General features: G+C 48.3%; 17 protein-coding genes, 2 tRNA genes and 1 pseudogene. 10 read left to right on the top strand and 10 right to left on the bottom strand.

Features of this window, described 5'->3' with window-relative positions:
* Window position 1 precedes the first annotated feature (1 nt).
* The 3 genes from NZD86_RS15040 to NZD86_RS15050 all read right to left on the bottom strand — a co-directional run bounded on the left by NZD86_RS15040 (window position 2) and on the right by NZD86_RS15050 (window position 1,421).
* A tRNA-Arg gene (locus NZD86_RS15040) sits at window positions 2-78 on the bottom strand.
* A gap of 67 nt (window positions 79-145) precedes the next feature.
* Window positions 146-222 (bottom strand) — tRNA-Ile (locus tag NZD86_RS15045).
* Window positions 223-278: 56 nt separating this feature from the next.
* Entirely contained in the window at window positions 279-1,421 is a 1,143-nt protein-coding gene (locus NZD86_RS15050) for an alcohol dehydrogenase catalytic domain-containing protein (protein WP_268042872.1), read from the bottom strand.
* 292 nt (window positions 1,422-1,713) lie between these two features.
* On the opposite strand from NZD86_RS15050, the gene NZD86_RS15055 reads away from it, so the two are divergent.
* The 3 genes from NZD86_RS15055 to NZD86_RS15065 all read left to right on the top strand — a co-directional run bounded on the left by NZD86_RS15055 (window position 1,714) and on the right by NZD86_RS15065 (window position 4,317).
* Complete coding sequence (locus tag NZD86_RS15055; protein ID WP_268042873.1) at window positions 1,714-2,757, top strand: YjgB family protein; 1,044 nt, start codon at window positions 1,714-1,716, stop codon at window positions 2,755-2,757.
* A 140-nt stretch (window positions 2,758-2,897) separates the two neighbouring features.
* Window positions 2,898-3,095 (top strand): cold-shock protein, encoded by a 198-nt coding sequence (locus tag NZD86_RS15060; protein ID WP_268042874.1) that lies wholly within the window; start codon window positions 2,898-2,900, stop codon window positions 3,093-3,095.
* 229 nt (window positions 3,096-3,324) lie between these two features.
* Window positions 3,325-4,317: a substrate-binding domain-containing protein gene (locus NZD86_RS15065; RefSeq protein ID WP_268042875.1), complete on the top strand. Its 993-nt coding sequence runs from the start codon at window positions 3,325-3,327 to the stop codon at window positions 4,315-4,317.
* Window positions 4,318-4,579: 262 nt separating this feature from the next.
* On the opposite strand, the gene NZD86_RS15070 is transcribed toward NZD86_RS15065, so the two are convergent.
* On the bottom strand, window positions 4,580-6,493 hold the full coding sequence (locus NZD86_RS15070; protein WP_268042876.1) for a XylR N-terminal domain-containing protein: 1,914 nt from the start codon (window positions 6,491-6,493) through the stop codon (window positions 4,580-4,582).
* A 454-nt stretch (window positions 6,494-6,947) separates the two neighbouring features.
* Between NZD86_RS15070 and NZD86_RS15075 the strand changes: the two genes are divergently transcribed.
* From NZD86_RS15075 to NZD86_RS15085, 3 genes are all read left to right on the top strand, one after another.
* Window positions 6,948-7,586 carry a hypothetical protein gene (locus tag NZD86_RS15075; RefSeq protein ID WP_268042877.1) on the top strand — a complete coding sequence of 213 codons (639 nt, stop codon included), beginning with the start codon at window positions 6,948-6,950 and terminating at the stop codon, window positions 7,584-7,586.
* A 266-nt stretch (window positions 7,587-7,852) separates the two neighbouring features.
* Window positions 7,853-8,374, top strand: a complete 522-nt coding sequence (locus NZD86_RS15080) for a 2,4'-dihydroxyacetophenone dioxygenase family protein (RefSeq protein ID WP_268042878.1) — start codon at window positions 7,853-7,855, stop codon at window positions 8,372-8,374.
* Between the two features lie 224 nt (window positions 8,375-8,598).
* Entirely contained in the window at window positions 8,599-9,738 is a 1,140-nt protein-coding gene (locus NZD86_RS15085; RefSeq protein WP_268042879.1) for an IS110 family RNA-guided transposase, read from the top strand.
* Here the strand turns inward: NZD86_RS15085 and NZD86_RS15090 are convergent.
* Window positions 9,735-10,966, bottom strand: a pseudogene (locus NZD86_RS15090) (ISL3 family transposase). The gene NZD86_RS15085 and the pseudogene NZD86_RS15090 overlap by 4 nt on opposite strands.
* Before the next feature lie 55 nt (window positions 10,967-11,021).
* Here NZD86_RS15090 and NZD86_RS15095 point away from each other — a divergent pair.
* From NZD86_RS15095 to NZD86_RS15110, 4 genes are all read left to right on the top strand, one after another.
* Entirely contained in the window at window positions 11,022-11,237 is a 216-nt protein-coding gene (locus NZD86_RS15095) for a hypothetical protein (protein ID WP_268042880.1), read from the top strand.
* 274 nt (window positions 11,238-11,511) lie between these two features.
* Entirely contained in the window at window positions 11,512-12,288 is a 777-nt protein-coding gene (locus tag NZD86_RS15100; protein WP_268042881.1) for an SDR family NAD(P)-dependent oxidoreductase, read from the top strand.
* A 147-nt stretch (window positions 12,289-12,435) separates the two neighbouring features.
* A complete protein-coding gene (locus NZD86_RS15105; protein WP_268042882.1) occupies window positions 12,436-13,695 on the top strand; it encodes an MFS transporter in 1,260 nt (419 codons plus the stop codon).
* Between the two features lie 287 nt (window positions 13,696-13,982).
* A complete protein-coding gene (locus tag NZD86_RS15110; RefSeq protein ID WP_268042883.1) occupies window positions 13,983-15,134 on the top strand; it encodes a glycosyltransferase in 1,152 nt (383 codons plus the stop codon).
* Between the two features lie 82 nt (window positions 15,135-15,216).
* Here the strand turns inward: NZD86_RS15110 and NZD86_RS15115 are convergent, their stop codons facing one another.
* The 5 genes from NZD86_RS15115 to NZD86_RS15135 all read right to left on the bottom strand — a co-directional run bounded on the left by NZD86_RS15115 (window position 15,217) and on the right by NZD86_RS15135 (window position 19,838).
* A complete protein-coding gene (locus NZD86_RS15115) occupies window positions 15,217-15,930 on the bottom strand; it encodes a class II aldolase/adducin family protein (RefSeq protein WP_268042884.1) in 714 nt (237 codons plus the stop codon).
* A 57-nt stretch (window positions 15,931-15,987) separates the two neighbouring features.
* Complete coding sequence (locus NZD86_RS15120) at window positions 15,988-17,247, bottom strand: MFS transporter (protein ID WP_268042885.1); 1,260 nt, start codon at window positions 17,245-17,247, stop codon at window positions 15,988-15,990.
* A 115-nt stretch (window positions 17,248-17,362) separates the two neighbouring features.
* Complete coding sequence (locus NZD86_RS15125; protein ID WP_268042886.1) at window positions 17,363-18,415, bottom strand: HoxN/HupN/NixA family nickel/cobalt transporter; 1,053 nt, start codon at window positions 18,413-18,415, stop codon at window positions 17,363-17,365.
* Between the two features lie 31 nt (window positions 18,416-18,446).
* The gene (locus tag NZD86_RS15130) at window positions 18,447-19,538 is read right to left on the bottom strand and encodes a zinc-dependent alcohol dehydrogenase (protein WP_268042887.1); all 1,092 of its coding nucleotides are present in this window, start codon (window positions 19,536-19,538) and stop codon (window positions 18,447-18,449) included.
* Between the two features lie 57 nt (window positions 19,539-19,595).
* Window positions 19,596-19,838, bottom strand: coding sequence for a Rossmann-fold NAD(P)-binding domain-containing protein (locus NZD86_RS15135; protein ID WP_268042888.1), 243 nt, complete (start codon window positions 19,836-19,838; stop codon window positions 19,596-19,598).
* Between the last annotated feature and the right edge of the window lie 49 nt (window positions 19,839-19,887).

Here is a 19,887-nt window from a genome sequence, read left to right on the forward strand (position 1 = left end):
ATGGCGTGCCCTGAGAGATTCGAACTCCCGACCTTTTGATTCGTAGTCAAACGCTCTATCCAGCTGAGCTAAGGGCACAAAACTTAAAGCAACGACAAGTAGTATACCACCTTATCAACGCCATTGCAACAGGGAGTTTGCAAGATGGTGGGCCCAGGAGGACTCGAACCTCCGACCTCACGATTATCAGTCGTGCGCTCTAGCCAGCTGAGCTATGGGCCCTTAAATGTCACGAACGCTATTTTAACGCCTTGTAGCCAGCTACGTCAATATCTACTTTATGGTTTCAAAATCACCTTAATGCAGTTGTCCATCTTCGCGTCGAACACTTCATAGGCGTGCTTGGCGTCGGAAAGTGGTACGCGGTGCGTGATCACGTCGGTCGGATCGATCGCTTGTGACTCAAGCAAGGAAAACAACCGGGGCATATAGTGGACGACAGGAGCCAGTCCCATCTTGAGAGTGATGTTCCGAGTATACATGTCCCCCAATGGAAACGCGTTGTAGCGGGTTCCATATGTGCCAAGAAGTTGGATTGTACCGCCACGACGCGTCGCCCGAGCGGCCGTGTGAATCGCACTAAGCGTTCCACTTTGTATCTTCAGGTTCGTCTCTGTCCGCTCCATAAGTGTCTTTTTGCCATCCATCCCCACACAATCGATGACCACGTCCGCCCCACCCAGAGTGAGTTCCCGCAAGAGCTCTCCCGTATTCTCTCCGTTTGTGAAGTTGATTGTTTCTACATTGTTGTGGATGTGAGCGTGCGCGAGTCGATACTCGATGTAATCAACCGCCAAGACTCGCTTGGGACGTTTCAACCAAACAAGTTTGTGAACAAGCAGGCCTAATGGGCCGCATCCTAACACAACCACTGTGTCTCCCCGTTTGACCCCTGCCTCCTCAACGCCCCAGAAGGCCGTGGGCAAAATGTCTGATAGGAATAACAGATGTTCGTCTGGGAGTTCGCAACTTTGCGGAAGGACATACGGCGCAAAATTGCCGTAGGGTACGCGTACGTATTCAGCTTGCCCTGCTACTCCATGCCCAATCATTGCGCGGGGCGCATCGTGCTCATCCAACTCATCCGACAGTCCAGCATCGCTCGTGGAGACACATGGACGCTGTAGCCGTCTGCAGGTGCGACATTCTCCACATGCCACATGGCACGGAATGACCACACGATCCCCTCGTTGAACTCGCGTAACAGATTTCCCGACGGCTTCAACGATCCCCATCGCCTCACAACCCAGTATGTCGTCCCGCTTTACGTATGGAGTCATTCCGTGAACCGCATGCAAATCGGATCCGCCAATCGCCGTGGAGGTGATTTTCACAATGATGTCATCTGGATTTTGAATGATAGGATCAGGGACGTCCTTGACTTCAATCTTTCGTAAACCTTGGAAAGTTACAGCTTTCACGTCCGACTCAGCCTCCTGCGTTTCACCCTGGATAAACTCCCCTGACCGTTGTCAAAGACGCTAGGTTGTCCACTCTGACGAAATACATTCATAGGATGATCTTAGACAGGCGGACTGGAATCAGTCAGTTGATTTTCGGAACCCAAATATCGTCGCAGGTGTAACATGCCATGTGTCAGTACCGTCTCCTTATGTGAACACAGAAAGGCACTTGTAATACTGAGGGTCATAGGTCAGGGCGTGAATCGGTAAACATCGCGATTAGAAATAAAATGCATCAGGAGGAGCACCGATGAAAATGAAACCGACTATCTTGTGGGTCACCAGTTCACTCATGGTTGCGTGTACGATTCTTACAGGGTGCGCCAAGAACCCACCCGCAACCCCTGTCGCGGGCTCTGTCAGCAATATGTCAAACGGGACGGCAAACTCCCCCACTTCGGAACCGACATCGTCGGATCAAAACACAACAACCAAAGAACCCAGTGGCGGTCAGTCAAGCGGCGCATCAAACTCCGCGGTACCCAACGGAACACCTGCAAAGTCACAGCAGCCAGCTGCCCGAAGTCTTGTGTCGGAGTCAATGGCGCTGGCAAAGCAGGGCAAAGTGATCGGCATTCCCTTTCAACTTCAGTCAAATATCGACGTGGTCCAGCAACTATGGGGGAAAGCGAGCGGTCAAAGTATGGCAGGGGCTGGAATTTATGTGACATACGGCGATCACAACGCCGCGTTCGGGATGAACAAGGGCGGGCAGATGTTTGATATCCGAACATTCCACTCTACTGTAAAATCCATTAGGCTAGGCGATATCACACAGGTGCTTGGGAAGCCCGGTGAAGTTCGCACGTCACCCGACTCTGTCATTTACCTCTACCCTGCAGGACCAGACTACCAACTGCTGTTCGTGTTTCCAAAAACAAGTTCCGGAAAAGCTGGCGCGACAGTCGATCACGTCTCCGTATTCTGGCCGCAGGGTACGGTCAACAGTATGGCTGCAACGGCTCCCAGTCCCTCCGTTATCCTTGACAACGCGCCCGGAACGGTAGGCCAGTTGTTTACGTTCTCCATCAAGAATCCCCCAAAGGGTTATCGACTTGTGGAGCTCGAGTGGCTGCCGTCCCATGGAAGTGCCATCGTCAATACGTACCCGCAAGCTGTGGACAACGGCAAAACGGGCCTAGTTCCTGGCTTCGGCGTCAGTGGTGACGGCCAAACGTTGAGCTTTGTGTACACGGATGCAATGAAAGGTCAAACGGGCCAAGTGCGCGTGATTTTCCAAACCACATCTGGTGCAGCCCTCTTGGGGCAAAGTGAGAGCGTCACATTAAAATAAACCGCGTCAAGAAAAGGGGGAGGCCGGCTGCCTCCCCCCTTTTCTTTCTGCAGATTGGCGCCGTTCGACAGCTTTTGCGGACAACCTGTCTTATACTCGTGGACAGCGCGGGAGTTTTCGTCGATGGAGGGACTGAATGGATGAACAAGGGGACTGTGAAGTGGTTCAACTCCGAGAAAGGATTTGGCCTGATCCAAGGGGAGAATGGCCAAGACGTACATGTCTACGCAACAGCTATTTGCAACGGATTTCCATTTCTCGATCAAGGCCAGAGGGTCGATTTTCATGTAGTCGATGGACCGCGCGGCCCACAAGCAACGAACGTGGTGAAATACTAACCTGTTGCCGTTACCTATCAATGCTCGGTATAAATCTGAGAATTCTGTTCCGAATACAAGAACAACAAAATATCCATTTAAATAAATGTTGATTAATATGAAGTTACGAAAAAGTAAGCGTTATCAGATAGACGGAGTAAAGTGTGAGCGCCTTCGTGTCTTTCTCCTACTTCGTACGGATGGACGCATGATTGAACTGACTCACTGAATCACCAGGAGGTTCGTTTTTATGTCCAAATTACAGCTGAGCTTCGCGTGTTGGAACTATGACCGAATTGCTGCTCTATTTGATGGATCGATTCAGCCAAAGGGGATTGATTTAAATTACCTAAACATGCCCGTTGAGGAAACATTCTGGAGAATGATGCGTCACGAGGAATTTGATATTGCCGAACTTTCGCTGTCGTCCTACTTGGTCGGACTTGACCGTGGATATCCAAACGTTACCGCGATTCCGGTCTTTATGTCGAGATCATTCCGCCACTCCGGAATCTATATCAACACAAATTCCGGCATCGTGAAGCCGTCGGACCTTCGTGGCAAACGCGTGGGATTACCGGAGTATCAATTGACCGCCTGCCTGTGGATCCGCGGTATTTTGGAGCACGAGTACGGGGTCGAACCCGCCTCCATACACTGGTTGACCGGTGGCGAAGAAACGCCTGGCAGACAAGAGAAAGTGGCCCTATCCCTACCGCCGGAAATAGATATCCACGCTATTGGACCGGACCAAACACTGAACGACCTGTTGGAATGTGGCGAGATCGATGCAATCATCGCTCCGCGTGCGCCGTCGTCGTTCTTAAACGGTTCACCGAATGTTGCGCGTCTGTTCCCGAACTATGTGGATGAAGAACAGTCATATTTCCGCAAGACTGGCATTTTCCCCATCATGCACGTAGTTGCCATCCGAAATGACGTCTTAGAGAGAGCTCCCTGGGTCGCCATGAACTTGTACGAGGCGTTTGAACAAGCGAAGCAAGTCGTCTACGACGGGTTTAACCAAACCGCCGCATTGAAAGTGACTCTCCCGTGGCTCGTCGCCGAGGTGGAACGCACGAAAGAAGTGATGGGTGAGGACTTTTGGCCGTATGGCGTCGAGCGAAATCGAAAGACACTAGAAGCCGCAGTTACATATTCGTTCGAGCAAGGGCTGATTAAGAAGCCGCTCCAAGTGGAAGACTTGTTTGTGAAGTCGACGCTGGAGCGATTTATCATCTGACTTTCAAGTTTTCTGATAAGTGACGTTGGATATCTTATTAACTGAAAATAAGGGAGACGGGCCAAACCACTTTTCGCTCCGTCTCCCATTTCTCATGATACGATGCCCAGCTTGTAGCGGGTTCGGAAAACCTTATTGGACCTATATTTGGCAGTTCCCATTTACAGAAGCATATGAGATGTTTATACATTGATTCTGCATATTCATATGCCACCCCTGTGGTGGTTTCACAGCTCGGTAAGAAATTAATGTGCCAGGGGTTTTAGAACTCAACTACTGCGGAATACTGTAGTATTTTTAGCGCCAAGTGAGCATCAAAGAAATCACTGGATTCGCTCAAATTAAGACCACTAATATCTTCAATGCGTTTCAGGCGATATTTTATAGAACCGGCAGACATGTTCATGGTACGGGATGTCTTCAAAATGTTACCCTGGCTCTCAAGGTAATAGTACAAAGTCCTTGTTAATTCCGAATTATTTTGAATATCGTAAGTGACTAGTTTACCTAGGAGATTCATACAGAATTGTTTCACGTCATCAAAATTCTCTCCACTTGACAAATAGGAAATGAACCCCAAATCCGCGAAGGGCACGACCTTTGATGTGGAATTGTAGAATCTTGATAATTTTATTGCTTTTTTTGCCTCCTCATATCCTCGTTTATAATCGTCAATACAGTAACAAAGAGAACTAATTCCGACTGTGATGTCGAAATCACTATATTTCTCCGACAATTTACTTACCAATAATTGGCCGGTTTCACGTGGTTCAAGATTGACGATACCGGGAATATCTTTAGGTATGAGCACGACAACTTGATCAAGTTTACTCGAGATTAGCAGGTTTTCACCGATACTTTTAAACTGTGTAATAATAATGGAGGAAAGCTGTCTCGGGAATTCATCCAAATACCTTTCTACACCCTTATACAAGTCTTTGTCAGGGAATATAAAACTGAAAACGAAAACGTAGTGAGGACGGTTCAAATTATATCCAAGTACTTTCATTTGGCGAGACAGATTTTCTATACTACGATCGCCATTTAGTATTGCATCGAGAAACTCCCCTTTGATTCGTTGTTCAGTCTCTATCGAGATTCTTTCATTTAGAAGTTGAATGGCACAAATTGTTGAGGCTCTCTCTAAACACATGACTTCCATTTCGTTGAAATTGCCGTCTTTCTTGATGAGCGAAATATGACCCCAGACTTCATTGTCAACAATAACCGGAGATATGAGACGTTTGTGTTGCCAACCAAATTGCGGAGGAACGGAAAACTGTACAGTTCTCCTTTGTTGGATGAGCCTGTTTCTCATCTCTTCGTCTTCATGGGTATGTTCTTTTAGAAACTTCGAGAAATCGTGTTCTGTATAGTGACCATACGATTCGAACAGACCAAAGTCTCGGTCTTCGATAACAACGGTGTTATTGAGGTGTTTTCCGACGACGTTAATGATCGACACGAGGCCCTTACGCCGTAGTAGTGCACTTGATAATTGGTCGTCAATACGGAGCATCTTTTGAAACATCTCATTTTGATGTTCAATTCGAATGTAGGCCTTATCTAATTCTTGCGCCAAGTTTTCTTCTTGATAAAATGGCAATTCATCCTTGATGTCTTCGCCCCAGTCTTCAATTGGCTTAGCCACCCAACGGCAATGCGAATCGCCTTTGCCAATGCACTCAATTTCCTTGAAAATGATTTTTCTACCTAAATGTTGACTTACGTATCCACCAGCGTAACCACGAAGGGTAAAGCAAACAGATTCATGGTGGTAACCATAGTAATTTAAATGCTGCTCTGCTTCATAGGAGTGGTTCCAGTACCCCTCAGAATAATACTCTTTGGTAACAGGATTGAAACGCAACTCTTTTATTTCAACTGTTACCTCACCAGTAATCTCATGGATTTCAGGCCCGGCATGCATCCAGTCTCTATCGGAGTTAGAGGGCATAACCGTTTTAAATATCTTTGCGTAGTTCGATCCGCAGTTCCAGCCGTAACGGAGTAAAAATCCCTTTGCACGGTCCATTCCCAAGGCCGAGATGAGATCCTTGCGCAATTCTCCTAATGCATCCGTTTCCATTAGGACAATCCGTTTGTCGTGTAGATGAATCTTCTTTGTCACTGGGTCAATATTAAGAAGATCCTTGATTTTAGCATTGTTCATCATGAATTACACACTCCTTAAACACCATTATGTCAGACGCTTAAATTCGCATGATGATTGTTAACTTGTGATACCCATCCCTCTTCTTTCAATATTTAGTAAATTGACAAAGCGACCATTTATAAAAACTGACTAACTTAGGAGTATTAATTAGCCGATTTGGATATATGCGTATGTTCAACAGTAATATATCATGTGTATATGTAAGCGCTATCATATCAAAACCTTAGGATATTCAGACCGTGTTTAGCACCGATTGTTGTCGCCTATCGGTGCTACACAACCATTTCGTCAGGTGATGTTGTTTCTCCTATTTCTTACACAAGTTTAAAAATTAAGGAGGTGACGTCGATTTGGTTCATTGAACACTATTTTAAGCTGCTGCGAGGATGACAAGTTGAAGCTTAGAGAGAGTTATACAATCGGCGTTTGTCATTAATCTTTGGGGGGACAGAAGATGAGTAAATATGAAGAACAGATTTACAACTGCCTAAACCCTGTTGCAGAATTGCTAGACAAAACAACCAATCCGCTACACATAGCGATCCTAGAAAACTTTCGTCGCCATGTTCATCTAGAGGGTGCGGGATTGTTCGACCAAATTATCGCCTCTGACATGATGGTGGACAATCCGACTTATCGTGTGACGTGGGGAACTGACCCTGTTGTTATTCAAGGAAAAGAAGGTGTTGTGGGGTTTTATAATATCGCTGCAAAATCGCTGCTGTGGCATTCAGACGACTTGCTTGCTGTGGCCGATTGGGGAATTTCGGATGAACTGACATTTCATCAATTAATTAAGGGCCAGGGTCTGTTAGATTTAGGGTTTGAAGTAGATGATCCAAATAAAATTTATCATTACACAAGCCGTCAAGTGTTTTTATGGCCATATGACGAGAATGCCCGGCTTATAGGTGAACATCTATATGAAGACAAAACAACCGTAGAAGTTACAGAGTGTGACCCTGAGGATATTATTACACCAGAGCGAGTCGCTCAAATTCATCGAGAGTGTCTTGCCAAATTAGAGGCTACCAAGCCAGAAAAATACTGGACACTAGAAACTGTAAAAAATCAATTTGGAGTTAACAGTTAAACTTCTAGGGATCATTCTCAGCCGGGGTGGGGTTCTCGAACGACGAAATAGTCGAAGCAACAAATTTGATGAACTTCATACTTGGCAGCCGATGAGCTAGATGATCCATGGTCTCTTCACAAGAAAGTTATCGAAATCGAAGTCTATTCACTCTAACCGAGATAGAAGGATAGACCAACAGTTTTCTTCCAACGAATATGTATCCAAATATAACTCTTATTACACATTGAATTGTGAATATTAAATTAATTGGAGATGATTTGTCGATGGCAAAACAGATGGTTGGGCATTCCTACGTATCCATTGAAAAGCAGTTAGATCTCGTGCGTGACCAATATGCACGCGAAGAAGGATACATCAGTAACGCAGAGTCGACTTCACCTTGGGTGCCCTGGGGTGAGAACGTTTGGATTCGCCACTTGACGTTCGATGTCCGAAACAATTCTGCAGCGAATGTTCTCTGGGTAGCTTCAGGTGGGGTACTTGGAAAACATCGTCATCGAGGGCCAGTATCAGGGTACGTTGTGGAGGGTAGTTGGCGATATATGGAGTATGATTGGGTGGCGAATGTTGGCGATTTTATTAGAGAAAGTCCAGGCCGAGCTCACACTTTGGTTTCACAAAAAGGAATGAAAACTGTCTTCTGGTTGAATGGACCCTTGGAGTTTCTGGATGAAAATGACCAGATCACAGAAATCATAGATGTATTTTGGTTCATAAATCACTATACAAGTTACTGCAAAGAACATGGCATCACAGTCAATGAAGAGCTGTTCCTAGTATATTGATGTCACGTACTCCAAAGAGTTTTGAGATAAAATTCTCGTAGCGGTCGGGGTACTACGACGCGTTCCTTGAGACCGTTGGTTCTCGAACTAAAGAGTGTAGTCCCCGCCTTGCGAGCGTATACGAATGAGCTGGATGTTGAAGGGTTTATACCCTATCTCCGAATCTCAAACTAGGTTGTAGATCGCAAGGTTGTGCGGAACCGACCCCTTTGGAGGTACGTGCAGTGTATTTTGTTGGAATTGACATTGCTAAACGCCATCACGAAGCCTGTATTATCGATTCAACTGGGCAGAGTCAAGGCAAGACTTTGCGTTTCCCAAACACTCAGGCTGGAGGCCAGAAACTAATCCAATGGATGCAGAATGTCGATCACGATTTGTCATCCACAGAGGTAGCACTGGAGGCCACTGGCCACTACTGGTTGGCCTTACACTCGTTTCTCCGTAAACATGGCATACGGGTGCGCGTAATAAATCCCATTCAGTCGGATGCGTTTCGCAACATGTACATTCGACAGACCAAGAATGACACGAAAGATGCGTTTATCATCGCTGAGGTGCTGCGCTTTGGTCGCTACACCACTACAGAACTCGGCAGTGACGAAATTGTTGCCTTGCGGCAATTGAGCCGATTCCGATTCAGCCTGGTAGATTCTATCTCAGACCTAAAGCGGCAGGTAATTAGCGTCCTAGATATGCTGTTTCCCGAATATGAGCGGCTCTTCTCTGACCTATTTGGTAAGACGTCCTCCGAATTGTTGATGGAATACACAACGCCGGAAGAAATCCTTGCCGTAGATACAGAAGAACTGGCGGCCTTCATCGCCAAACACAGTCGGAACCGTCTGGGAATGGACAAAGCGGAGGAACTCAAGTCTGCCGCTGCCTCGTCGTTTGGCATTGACACAGCGCTCGATGCGTATCGACTGCAATTGCGCCTACTTCTCCAACAGATTCGCTTTACAGAGGAGCAATTGGATTCGCTTAACGCCCAGATCGAAAAACGTCTCGAAGCCATGAACACCAACCTTGTGACGATTCCAGGCATAGGTCCTGTCTTGGCTGCTGCCATCCTCGGTGAAATTGGAGATATATCCAGATTTCCAAGCGGCGTAAAGCTCGTTGCGTTCGCTGGGATTGACCCCACGGTACGTCATTCAGGCGAATTTACCGGAACGCGTAATCGAATGTCCAAACGTGGCTCACCCTACTTGCGACGGGCAATTTGGCTTGCCGCAAGTGTCGCGAAAATACACAACCCAATTCTAAGGGACTTTTACGAACAGAAGCGGGCTCAAGGGAAACACCATCTGGCTGCAACCGGCGCCGTGGCGCGTAAAATGACGGCCTCCTCGCTGTTTTAGGTGGGTAAAGCGAAGGACAACTTGCCTAGCAACAGGTAAATCATAGAGATATAGTTCTCGACGTTGCGATAACCCTTCGCTCTTCGTTTCATGGCTTGGATGAGACTGTTCATACTTTCAATCAGGGCATTATTCACTCTGCTATCAAACCAAGACAGTATGCCAGTTTGGTGGCGGCGAATGGTTTTAGCGGCGTCAATCATTGGTTTGAGCCGCGAATGCGTGGCCCAGAAGTACCACTTGTCCAGAAACGGCTTGGCAAGGGACTTTGGCTGTATCCAAAGCTCTTTGAATGTCAGCATCATCTGGTATGCCTTTGCCGTCTTGAGATTTAAGTGCCGAAGCTCCTGTAATCGCTCTTTTTGCTTGCTTGTCAAATTGTGCTCATTCTTCAGCCAAATGTACCTGGATTGTTTGAGCATGGGCTGTGTGCGTTGTTCTTCACGGCGTACTTTGTCCACCGCTTCACCGATTACTTTCGTAACATGGAACTTGTCAAATGTGAGTGAAGCGTCAGGAAAGTATTTGTGAACACCAGCAATAAATGCTGGAGACATGTCGGAGCAGACAGTTTCGATTTCATCTGGGTCGCCGCCATGTCGCGTGAAATCATCGACGAATCGCGTAAGGGTACTCATGTCTTTGCCATGCGTGACGAAGATTACCCGTCTTTGCTCTGTATCTGCAACAACGGTCACGTAGTGATGACCGCGAGCTGTAGAGGTTTCGTCAACCGCAATGTGGTGAACATCTGAGAAGTCTTGTGATTCGCGAGCCTGATTCACATAGTGGCGAACGATACGCCAGATACGGGTATCATGTTCCCCGACTAGACGTGCAACTGCCAGAACGGGCATCTCGCGAACCAGTTGAAGGATGAATGCCTCGAAGCCGTATGAGAAATGCCCGCGTTTGCGTGCCCAGGGCACTTCGATGGTCCGTACACCCCCTTGTCCTTCGAGCAATCATGGCACCAGATTCGAGGCACTTTGGCGTGAATGTATGTGTCGTGCTCAAAGTGATTGAGGTGCCTCCATGAGCGAGTGTCGCGGTCGTAGATGTCCGTGTTCTGACTGCCGCAATTTGGGCATGGGAACTTGGTTCCATCTTTGTAGTCGACCGTGATGTCAAGACGTTTATTCTCTTTGCTGAATTCAACCGAAGTAACATGCCAGGGAGATTGAACGCCAATAGAGTGATTGAACAAGTCAAGAACGGGATCGGACATTTGGATAACCTCCTGTTACGTCAAGAGAGCGTGGAATACCGACCAACGGGAGGATATGCCGCGAAAGCTCTTGACGGATGCCCAACTTGGCATCCTACAAGTCATGTCAAGCCGACAACAAGGAGGCATTGACCCTAACTCTGGTTTGCCAATGGGTTTTTATACCTCCATGATTGACTTGTTCAACCCATCTCAACCAGCGAAGAGCCAAATGACGTACATCATTCATGCCGTTCTACGGGACAACAAGCCATACGAGCCAATTGCGTAGAGTAACGTATTCATCTGAATATTCAAATCACGTCTGTCTCTGACAGGTTTATATAGATGCGCCTAATAATCACTTCCCTTCGTTGTTCTTAGAACTCAACTTAGTACTTGACATTAAATAGCTGGTCTTTAGTGAATCAAGTTGCACCACTGACAGGTCGTGTTTACGTATCTTCATGAATGGTACGGCATCTTTGATGAATGAAACCCGATATTTTCTCGTAAACGAAATCGAACTCAATTGAATGGACGTGTGACCATGGTAATTAATGCAGATGGATGTGACAGTCTCCATGACTCTCTTACGTGACAAAGTCTGCGTGATCACCGGGGGAGCAGGGAGTATTGGCTTGGAGACCTGCCGATTATTTTTGGAGCAAGGTGCCAAGGTGATGCTTATCGACCTGTACGAAAAGTTACCTGAGAACATTGTGAAAGACCTGGATATGACCCGCGTAATGTACCGGAAGGCGAATGTGAGTTGCGGAGAGGAAATCCGCGACTGCTTTTCCGATGTCGTATCGCGCTTTGGAAAGGTAGACGTGATTTTCAGCAATGCTGGAAATTCCGGTGCTGTGGCCCCAGTCCACGATCTTCCCGAACAGGAGTTTGATGCAATCTATGCTGTTCATGTCAAAGGTGCCTTCTTAACTTGCAAGTATGGAATTCCGGTGATGAACAATGGCGGTAGCATAATCATCACGTCGAGTGTCGCAGCCTTTCGTGGAGACGCTGGCATAGCAGCCTATATTACCGCTAAACATGCACAAATCGGACTAATGCGCACCATTGCGAAGGAGGTTGCCGCGAGGAATATACGGGTCAACACGATTCACCCCGGGCCAGTGAGTAATGAGTTTCAGGCTACCATTGAAGACAATCTAACCAAGATCATAGGCACAAATGCCACGCATTTTTTTAATAATTTGATTCCATTGGCGCGGCACGCAAGCCCACGCGAGATTGCCAACTCAGTTCTCTATCTGGCCTCTGATCTGAGCAGTTTTACCACTGGCACTACCCTGGTAGTCGACGGCGGAATGAGCAGTTAATTACGCCATAAGCCCAGAAATATACGAAACAGATGAATCAAGTCTAACTCGAATCAATGTGCTATTGAATACGAGTACCGTCGCATTCCGCCCGGCTGTTCATAAGAGAGAGACCAAGCACATGTTCGTAGATGGAGGAGTTAGGGTATGGGAAATGAAAAAAGTAATCGGCGCTATCTGACTGGGCTTATCGTATTGCTGTTTCTTACCTGGGGATTTGTATTCCTAGACCGGATGACGGTTCTGTACCTAGGACCATTCATCGCACCGGCATTGAAGTTAAATCCCGCGCAAATTGGTCTATTGGCATCTGCACTCGCAGTGACGTGGGCAGTGTCTTCCTTTGTTCTGGGGAATGTTTCCGACCGTGTGGGAAGAAGGCCGGTCTTGTTGCCTGCTGTGTTTCTGTTCTCAATTTTATCGTGGGTTTCCGGTTTCGTACGAACTTTCGGCCAATTATTTGCTGTTCGCGCGTTAATGGGGAGCGTGGAGGGGCCAACTTGGTCTACTATCATGGCAACCATCAGCTTTGAATCGCCAGAGAAGCATCGGGGACGAAATACTGGGTTTGCCCAAAGTGCAAGTGGACTGGTAGGGCTTGCCGCTGCACCTGTCCTCGCAACCCAAGTTGCATCTCACTTCGGCTGGCGGATAGCGTTTTTTGTGGCGGGAATTCCGGGTATCATCCTCGGAATCATTCTCATCAGATACATGCGAGAACCTGGTCGTGCGAAGGCTGCCGCTGCAGTTTCTCAGCAGAATGTTGAGGAGAAAAAGGTGCGCATTTCAGAAGTCTTAAGGCACCGTAATGTGTGGTTGTCGTGCTTGTCGGCGATTGGTTTTATGACCTGGTTATGGGTGCTTAGTTCTTTTGCCCCTTTGTATTTAACACAAGTCGTTCATGAACGTGCCACAACGTCCGGATTTGTTCTCGGTGCAGGAGGCATTGGATCCTTCCTGTGGGGTTTTGGTGTTCCTTGGGTTTCCGACCGCATGGGACGTAAAGCGGCCCTGTTGCTGTTTGGACTTATGAGCGCATTTGTTCCGATCGGTTGTATGTTTCTTGGCCACAGCCCCTACCTCGTTGCCCTCGTCATTCTCCTTACTTGGTGTGGCAATGGATGTGCAGCACTCGTGTTAATCCTTGTTCCAACGGAAAGCGTATCACCGACTGTGGCGGCAACCGCGATCGGGTTACCTACTATGGTTGGAGAATTGTTTGGGGGTACTGCCGCACCGTCAATTGCTGGATTCGTTGCAAACCATTCCGGACTTGGGGCGGCAATGTGGATCGCCGCAGGCGGGGCCGTCCTGATGGCAATTTGTGCATTGCCAATGATTGAGACATCTCCGCGGTTTACTGGCGTAGGAGCCCCAGTTGCTCGAGCCGAATTGGATTTGAGTTAAGGTCGTCAACAACTTACGTTGGTACAGCAGAATAGATAGCCCTGTTCTCTCAAATTCGGGTCTCGTGTAATTACGAGGCCCACTATTTTTGTAGGAACCTAGTTTCAAATCTACGTATTACATAGTCGGAGCTCTTTGTTTCTTCTCTCGCAGCATGCTGAGCAGGCGGCCCACCGATGCTTAGCGTTTGTCTGGATGGGGCATCATAGGAAAACGTGTAGTCGGGCAAAATTACCTTGGCTTTTCAACCAAACAACGATGACATAGGCATCTAGAGGAGTATGGTGATGATAAAGCATTGGCTAACCATCGGTATGTCGTCCTTTTCTACACCCGGGTTTCAAGACACGTCACGCCTTATGACCAGCGCCTTCGAAGGCCAAGTTGCGTATGTCGAGCCTCCAAAGCCTTTCTCCAGCTGGCGAAGATTAAATGGGCGATTGACAAGGTGGGAATCAGATCACAGCGCGAACTGGAATGTATTTACACCTCCGCTGCCCATCCCCCGCAAGGTTGATCCACTTTCCATGGCTTACAAACGGCAAACTTCTAACCTAGCGAATGCACTGTCGGAATTGTGGGGCGATAATTGGCGATCCAGCACTGTCTGTTACATCACGAACTGGACACCGTTTCAGCAGCGACTGATTGAACGTTTGGACCCAACATACCTAGTTTTCGACTGTGTCGATGATATTCTATCGTTTCCGTACGACTGGGATCGAGATGCGGTTGTATCAGCATGGAGAAAACTTGCCAGTAGTTCGGTAAAAGTACTAGCTGTGTCTCCTAAACTTCGTCACGATATGGAGACGCTTCTGGATGTTCCAATCGACCACAGTCCTAATGGTGTCGATGCGACGGGTTTTATGAAACCGAGCGGGATCCCACCTGCCGACGTACGAGAAGAAGGCAGAATCAAAGTGGGATTTGCCGGTACATTGAACCACTGGATCGACTTCGACTCGATGATTCAACTTGCGACAGAATATCCCGACATCACCCTATACCTGATGGGTCGTCAAGGAAACTTTCGCGACGAGGCGCATAAGCAGGCGTTTCACCGGTTAACTTCGCTCGACAATGTCAAATATTTGGGGGCGATTCCGTACCCTGACCTGCCTTCCTATCTGCATGCAATGGACGTGCTCCTGTTACCAAGGACACCAGGTCCAGCCAGTGTTGCATCAAGTCCACTCAAACTGTATGAATATCTGGCAGTGGGCAAACCCATTGTCACATACGGTGTTCCTATCCCGCCCGACATGGAGTCGTTCGTCTACTCGGCACGAGACCAATCCGCGTTGGTTGAACCATTCCGGGATGCCGTCGCTGAGGCCACCGGACGGTCACAGAGCCTGCACGAACGGCGACAATCGTATGCGCTCGCAAACACGTGGAGCCATCGGATGAAAAGAGTACTCGAAGGGATAGAATGAAACTCGAGATCGTCTGTGACTTCGTTATCCAAATACATGGGGGACATCTAACTTCGATGCCCCCCATCGCCATTTATCAAGGTTACCTAACAGTCTCCGGCGCCTCCTCAAATACCCCGTACAATGTTCCGTCCCGTTTGGCCTTCTCGTAGTAATAAACCCAGGATTTCTCGATGTTCTTTGGAATCCATAGGGACTTTCCGATCCGCTCAACTTCATCTGTACTGAGCATAGCAACCGGATTCAACAGGCGAGCAAACACCTGCCGCTGCGAGTTTATCTCCAGATATTTGGATGCGACGAGAACTTCCTCGAGTGACTGTCCTGTCACAATGGCACCATGCGCACGTAAGATGACGATTTTACTCTCCCCTAAACATGCTGCAACTGCTCGGCCTCGTTCCACGGTGCTGATGGAATCGGGATCGTGATACACAGGAAACTCCGTGCCTAAGCCGCAAGTAACGGAACTGACTGGACGTATGGGGATCCCCGCCAAGCTTAAGATGTTCGTCCAATGCCCGTGAAAATGGGCAATCGCGTTTACATCAGGTCGAGCGCGATAGATTTCCGAGTGTAGATAGACCTCATTGGGAGGCTCTTGATTTCCTTCTTGCAAGACGCCGTCCCAATCGACCTTAATGACGTCACTGACCGTTACCGTTGCCCGAGCAGTTTGTCGCCCATGGGTGAGAAAACCGTCCTCGGTCCGAAGGCTGACGTGGCCATTCATATCAAATAACTCCAGAGCCTGAAACAGCCTCACCGTCTCCGCCAATTTCACTCTATGATTCATCAAGATACCCCTTCCATGCAGTTCACATCGTATGTTGTGGGCTCCCGTGTGTGGACATTAGCTGCCCGGTACCCCTGTGACATTCGCATTTACATCCCAGTTCCCGTGCCAGTAGATGAGTGCCCCCGCAAGATACGACAGTCCAACTACGGTAAAAAACGCAGTAAACCCGAGATGGCTCACGATGATCGATAGGATAAGTGGCCACAGGGCTGATGCTGCAAAGGTCATGCCGAAAAACAGACTATACGCGCTTGCTTGTAACTCATGCGAAGTGATATCAGACATAATGGTCTGCTCCACAGGACTGTAGCCATAGACGAAGAGACCCATGATCATCAAAAAGGGTGTCAATACCCACACGTTGCTGACTGCGGATGAAAAGATCACCATGACGAGTGACATCGCGCACGCGCCATATAGAAGAAAACTGAGGAATCTCGCGCGATGAAATCGATCCGACAATTTCCCACTCACCATTGGACCAATGACACTGGTCACCGTGAACAATGTAAACAAGATGCCGGTGGTCGACTTGCTGTAGTGGAGGTGGTTCAGGAAAAACAAAGGCAAAAACGTTTGCATGATTCCAATACCTTTTCCCCCGGCGGTAATCGAGGCGGTGGCAATTAACCTTCGGACGTGCCGACTTTTTAACGGTTCAAAAAATCCCGCAGTAAAACTCAGCTGATTTTTTGATTTCGTCACCAGCATTTCTGCCGGCAGGGACAAGAGAATCAATAGACCGATAAGCAAGCCAGGAATCGTCAGGATATACAGAGTGTCGCGCCAACCGATGGCCGTGATGAGAAAAGTTGCCACCAACGGACAAATGACCGTTGCCACATTTGCCGTGGCAAAATGGATGGCTTGTGCCGATCCACGCTTTTTGCTGCTAAACCACTTGCTTAACATGGCACTTCCAATCGGATGATGTGGACTGGCGGCAATCTGCCCAAACGTGACGAGGCCTGTCAACTCCACAAAATTATGAGCCAGGCCGCACACGCCGATTCCTATTGCAACCCCGATGTTCTCCATAACAATGAGATTTCGGCCGGAAATGTACTTGGCAACAGCACCCCAGATGCCTTGTAAAAATCCGTTGACGAGCCGAGTGAACGTCAACATCGCGCCAAGTTCAACATAGCCGAATCCCATACTGTTCATAAGAATCGGATAAATTAAAGGTAATACGGCACCCTGCATATGCGTGACGCCGTGTCCCGCACTCAGAATACCCAAGCGCCATCGGGCTTGACCCGGGCTTTCGTCCGAGAGATAAGTCATTGGCAGTTTATCAGTTTGAACCGCCATTCAAAATCCTCCTTTCCTTTGAATGTTTTGCCTCACCTGGAATGTAACACACTACCTGTTCGGGGTAACGGGGCGCTTTCTGTCATATGAAACAACGCTAAAATAAGAAATGATATTATTCAGACGAGGACCATCTTTGTTCAATTCGAAAGAACTTCCATATCCCGAAAGATACACCCCAAGACAGAGCAAATAGACACACTATGACAAATCCAACATTTCCTAAGTTTAAGTTGTCTAACCACGCAAACAGTCCCTGGTCCAATCCGAAGTGTGGTGTTAGGACTTGAAGCGCCTCGACAACCCCAATCAAGAGTGCCGAAACGACCGATAACCCTGTAACGGTAAGGTTGTAATAAATCTTCCGGATAGGTGTGGCAAATGCCCAGTTATACGCAGTCGTCATAAAGATGCCGTCCGCCGTATCCATCAAACTCATTCCCGCCGCAAACAGAATGGGCAACGACAAAATGCCGGTAGCGGGAAGTGAATTCTTGGCGGCACCGGCTGAGATGGCAAGTAATGCAACTTCACTTGCAGTGTCAAACCCTAAACCAAACAGAAAGCCAATTGGATAGATATGAAAACTCCGATTCACAAACTTGAATAGCGGACCGATCAACCGGTTAATAAGACCTCGCGATTGCAGAAGTCTCTCCAACTGTTCCTCATTAAACCATTCCTCTTTCATCCCTCCTAACATCCGGTAGAGGTTAATCAGGATGAGACAATTCACTAGGCCAATTAAAATTAGGAAACTGGACGACACCAGTGTCCCAACCATTCCACCAACGGCTTGCAGCTCCGGAATGTGCCTTTGCGCCCACTGAACTGCAAAAGCCGTAACCACTGACATGACACAGACAACGGTTGAGTGACCAAGCGAAAAATAAAAACCAACACCCATCGAACTCCGTTTTTGTTGCCTCAATTTGCGAACAGTATTGTCGATGGCGGCGATGTGATCCGCATCAAAAGCGTGACGAAGACCAAACGTGTAAGCGAGCAGGGCGAGTCCTAGCAACGTAGGATGATTTGGAACGGCCGCAGCTAAAAAACAGATACCCACCACGTGGAGAATGACCACCACAGCGCCATACCCTATCCAGCCAGGTCTCTGCGTTATATTCTGGTTTGTTTTCACGTCGTTCCCTCGCAATCTAGGCATAATCTCGGGAGACACACTATGTAATCATCGATCACGCCCATGGTTCCACAGCCACTAACAGCGGATTTGGCTCTCCCTCGCCCCCAGCCGTACGCAAAGCGACATCGACTTGGTTCAAGCCGAAGCTGTGTGACTGCAGGATCGAAATGGGAAACGTTCCTGATGCAATACAATTGATAGCCATTTTGACTGATCGGTAACTGTGGCCGCGCAACCCTTTTACCGTCAGCGACTTTGCCAACACCAAATCCGAATCCCATTCAGGAACTTTTGCATACTTGTAAGCTGCTAGAATCACCAAGCCTCGGTTCTTCACAATCTGAAACGCCTGTGTAATCGGTTCCGATCCGCCGGATGTAACGTCCACGACGACATCAGCCATGTTTCCATCCGTGAGTTCCGCAATTCGATCCACGACATTTTCAGTGGTCGTGTTCACGATAGCGTCCGCACCCAACTGCTGACTCAGTTCCAACCGACGGATACTGGTTTGCCTACCGACGACGATGACCTTCTCTGCACCGGCCGCTTTGGCGGCCAAAACGCAAGCCATCCCTTGCTGTCCAGGTCCCTGGATGACGACCGTCTTGCCCACGCCGACATTCGCCTCAAGGCACATCCATTCAAAACCGTTTGCAAGCGGCAATGTGAACACAGCTTCCGGAGCAGGCACGTGTTCCGGCATTTTGTGGACGACGGCACTTGGATGGAGGTACATGTACTGACTGAAGCCCCCCCACAAACTCGGCTCGATCCCGATAGACGTGTTCCCGTAACGCATTCCGCCGCGCCGTGAATCCGTAAACTGACAGGCCCGATAGAGTCCTTCCCGGCAACGTTCGCATTGACCACATGGAAGGTACTCTTCCATCGCGACTCTGTCTCCCTCTTTCACTCCCCACTTTGTGGCCGCGTCGGCGCCTATCTGTTCAATGTAACCAACAACGTGGTGGCCAAGAATTCGGGGGTCCGATATATGTCTGTAATTGGCTACATCCGTGCCGCATACGCCCACCATCTCTACCTTTAACAGGCCCGAATTCGGTGAGATGGAAGGAACTGCAAACTCCTGAACACGCGTCTCATAGCTGGCTGTTGCCACAGCGGCGAGGACTTTTCGCATCGCTATTGTCACTTCCCTTTCCGAGTGCTCTATATTTATTTCTGGAAATCCGGTGCATCACCAAACCTGCACGATGTCGGCAACGGCGGCAGCCTCTTCCGGCGAACGAACATCCTGGCCGTCCCCAATCGCTATACTCCATTCGTCCCTGTCATCACGAATGCCGAAAATCACATTGATTCCTTGCCTTCGGAGCGCTTCCGCATGCTCCTTACCATCTTCTCGATAGCCAAAAATGGCCACTGTCTTGTTGCCTACTTGTGGAATCCAGGCATCATTCACTGGCTGTCCCTCACTCACAAATAATCTGTTAAATCGCAATTCACTCGGGCACGGTTCCGGAGGACAC

This window comes from Alicyclobacillus dauci, assembly GCF_026651605.1.
GTDB lineage: Bacteria > Bacillota > Bacilli > Alicyclobacillales > Alicyclobacillaceae > Alicyclobacillus > Alicyclobacillus dauci.

Bases quoted from the DNA above. Each gene is read 5' to 3' on its own strand.
- NZD86_RS15120 (WP_268042885.1), bottom strand. From the start codon at position 17,247: ATGGCGGTTCAAACTGATAAACTGCCAATGACTTATCTCTCGGACGAA.
- NZD86_RS15100 (WP_268042881.1), top strand. From the start codon at position 11,512: ATGGATGTGACAGTCTCCATGACTCTCTTACGTGACAAAGTCTGCGTG.
- NZD86_RS15095 (WP_268042880.1), top strand. From the start codon at position 11,022: ATGCCGCGAAAGCTCTTGACGGATGCCCAACTTGGCATCCTACAAGTC.
- NZD86_RS15110 (WP_268042883.1), top strand. From the start codon at position 13,983: ATGATAAAGCATTGGCTAACCATCGGTATGTCGTCCTTTTCTACACCC.
- NZD86_RS15115 (WP_268042884.1), bottom strand. From the start codon at position 15,930: ATGAATCATAGAGTGAAATTGGCGGAGACGGTGAGGCTGTTTCAGGCT.
- NZD86_RS15060 (WP_268042874.1), top strand. From the start codon at position 2,898: ATGAACAAGGGGACTGTGAAGTGGTTCAACTCCGAGAAAGGATTTGGC.
- NZD86_RS15055 (WP_268042873.1), top strand. From the start codon at position 1,714: ATGAAAATGAAACCGACTATCTTGTGGGTCACCAGTTCACTCATGGTT.
- NZD86_RS15070 (WP_268042876.1), bottom strand. From the start codon at position 6,493: ATGATGAACAATGCTAAAATCAAGGATCTTCTTAATATTGACCCAGTG.
- NZD86_RS15065 (WP_268042875.1), top strand. From the start codon at position 3,325: ATGTCCAAATTACAGCTGAGCTTCGCGTGTTGGAACTATGACCGAATT.
- NZD86_RS15075 (WP_268042877.1), top strand. From the start codon at position 6,948: ATGAGTAAATATGAAGAACAGATTTACAACTGCCTAAACCCTGTTGCA.
- NZD86_RS15080 (WP_268042878.1), top strand. From the start codon at position 7,853: ATGGCAAAACAGATGGTTGGGCATTCCTACGTATCCATTGAAAAGCAG.
- NZD86_RS15125 (WP_268042886.1), bottom strand. From the start codon at position 18,415: ATGCCTAGATTGCGAGGGAACGACGTGAAAACAAACCAGAATATAACG.
- NZD86_RS15105 (WP_268042882.1), top strand. From the start codon at position 12,436: ATGGGAAATGAAAAAAGTAATCGGCGCTATCTGACTGGGCTTATCGTA.
- NZD86_RS15130 (WP_268042887.1), bottom strand. From the start codon at position 19,538: ATGCGAAAAGTCCTCGCCGCTGTGGCAACAGCCAGCTATGAGACGCGT.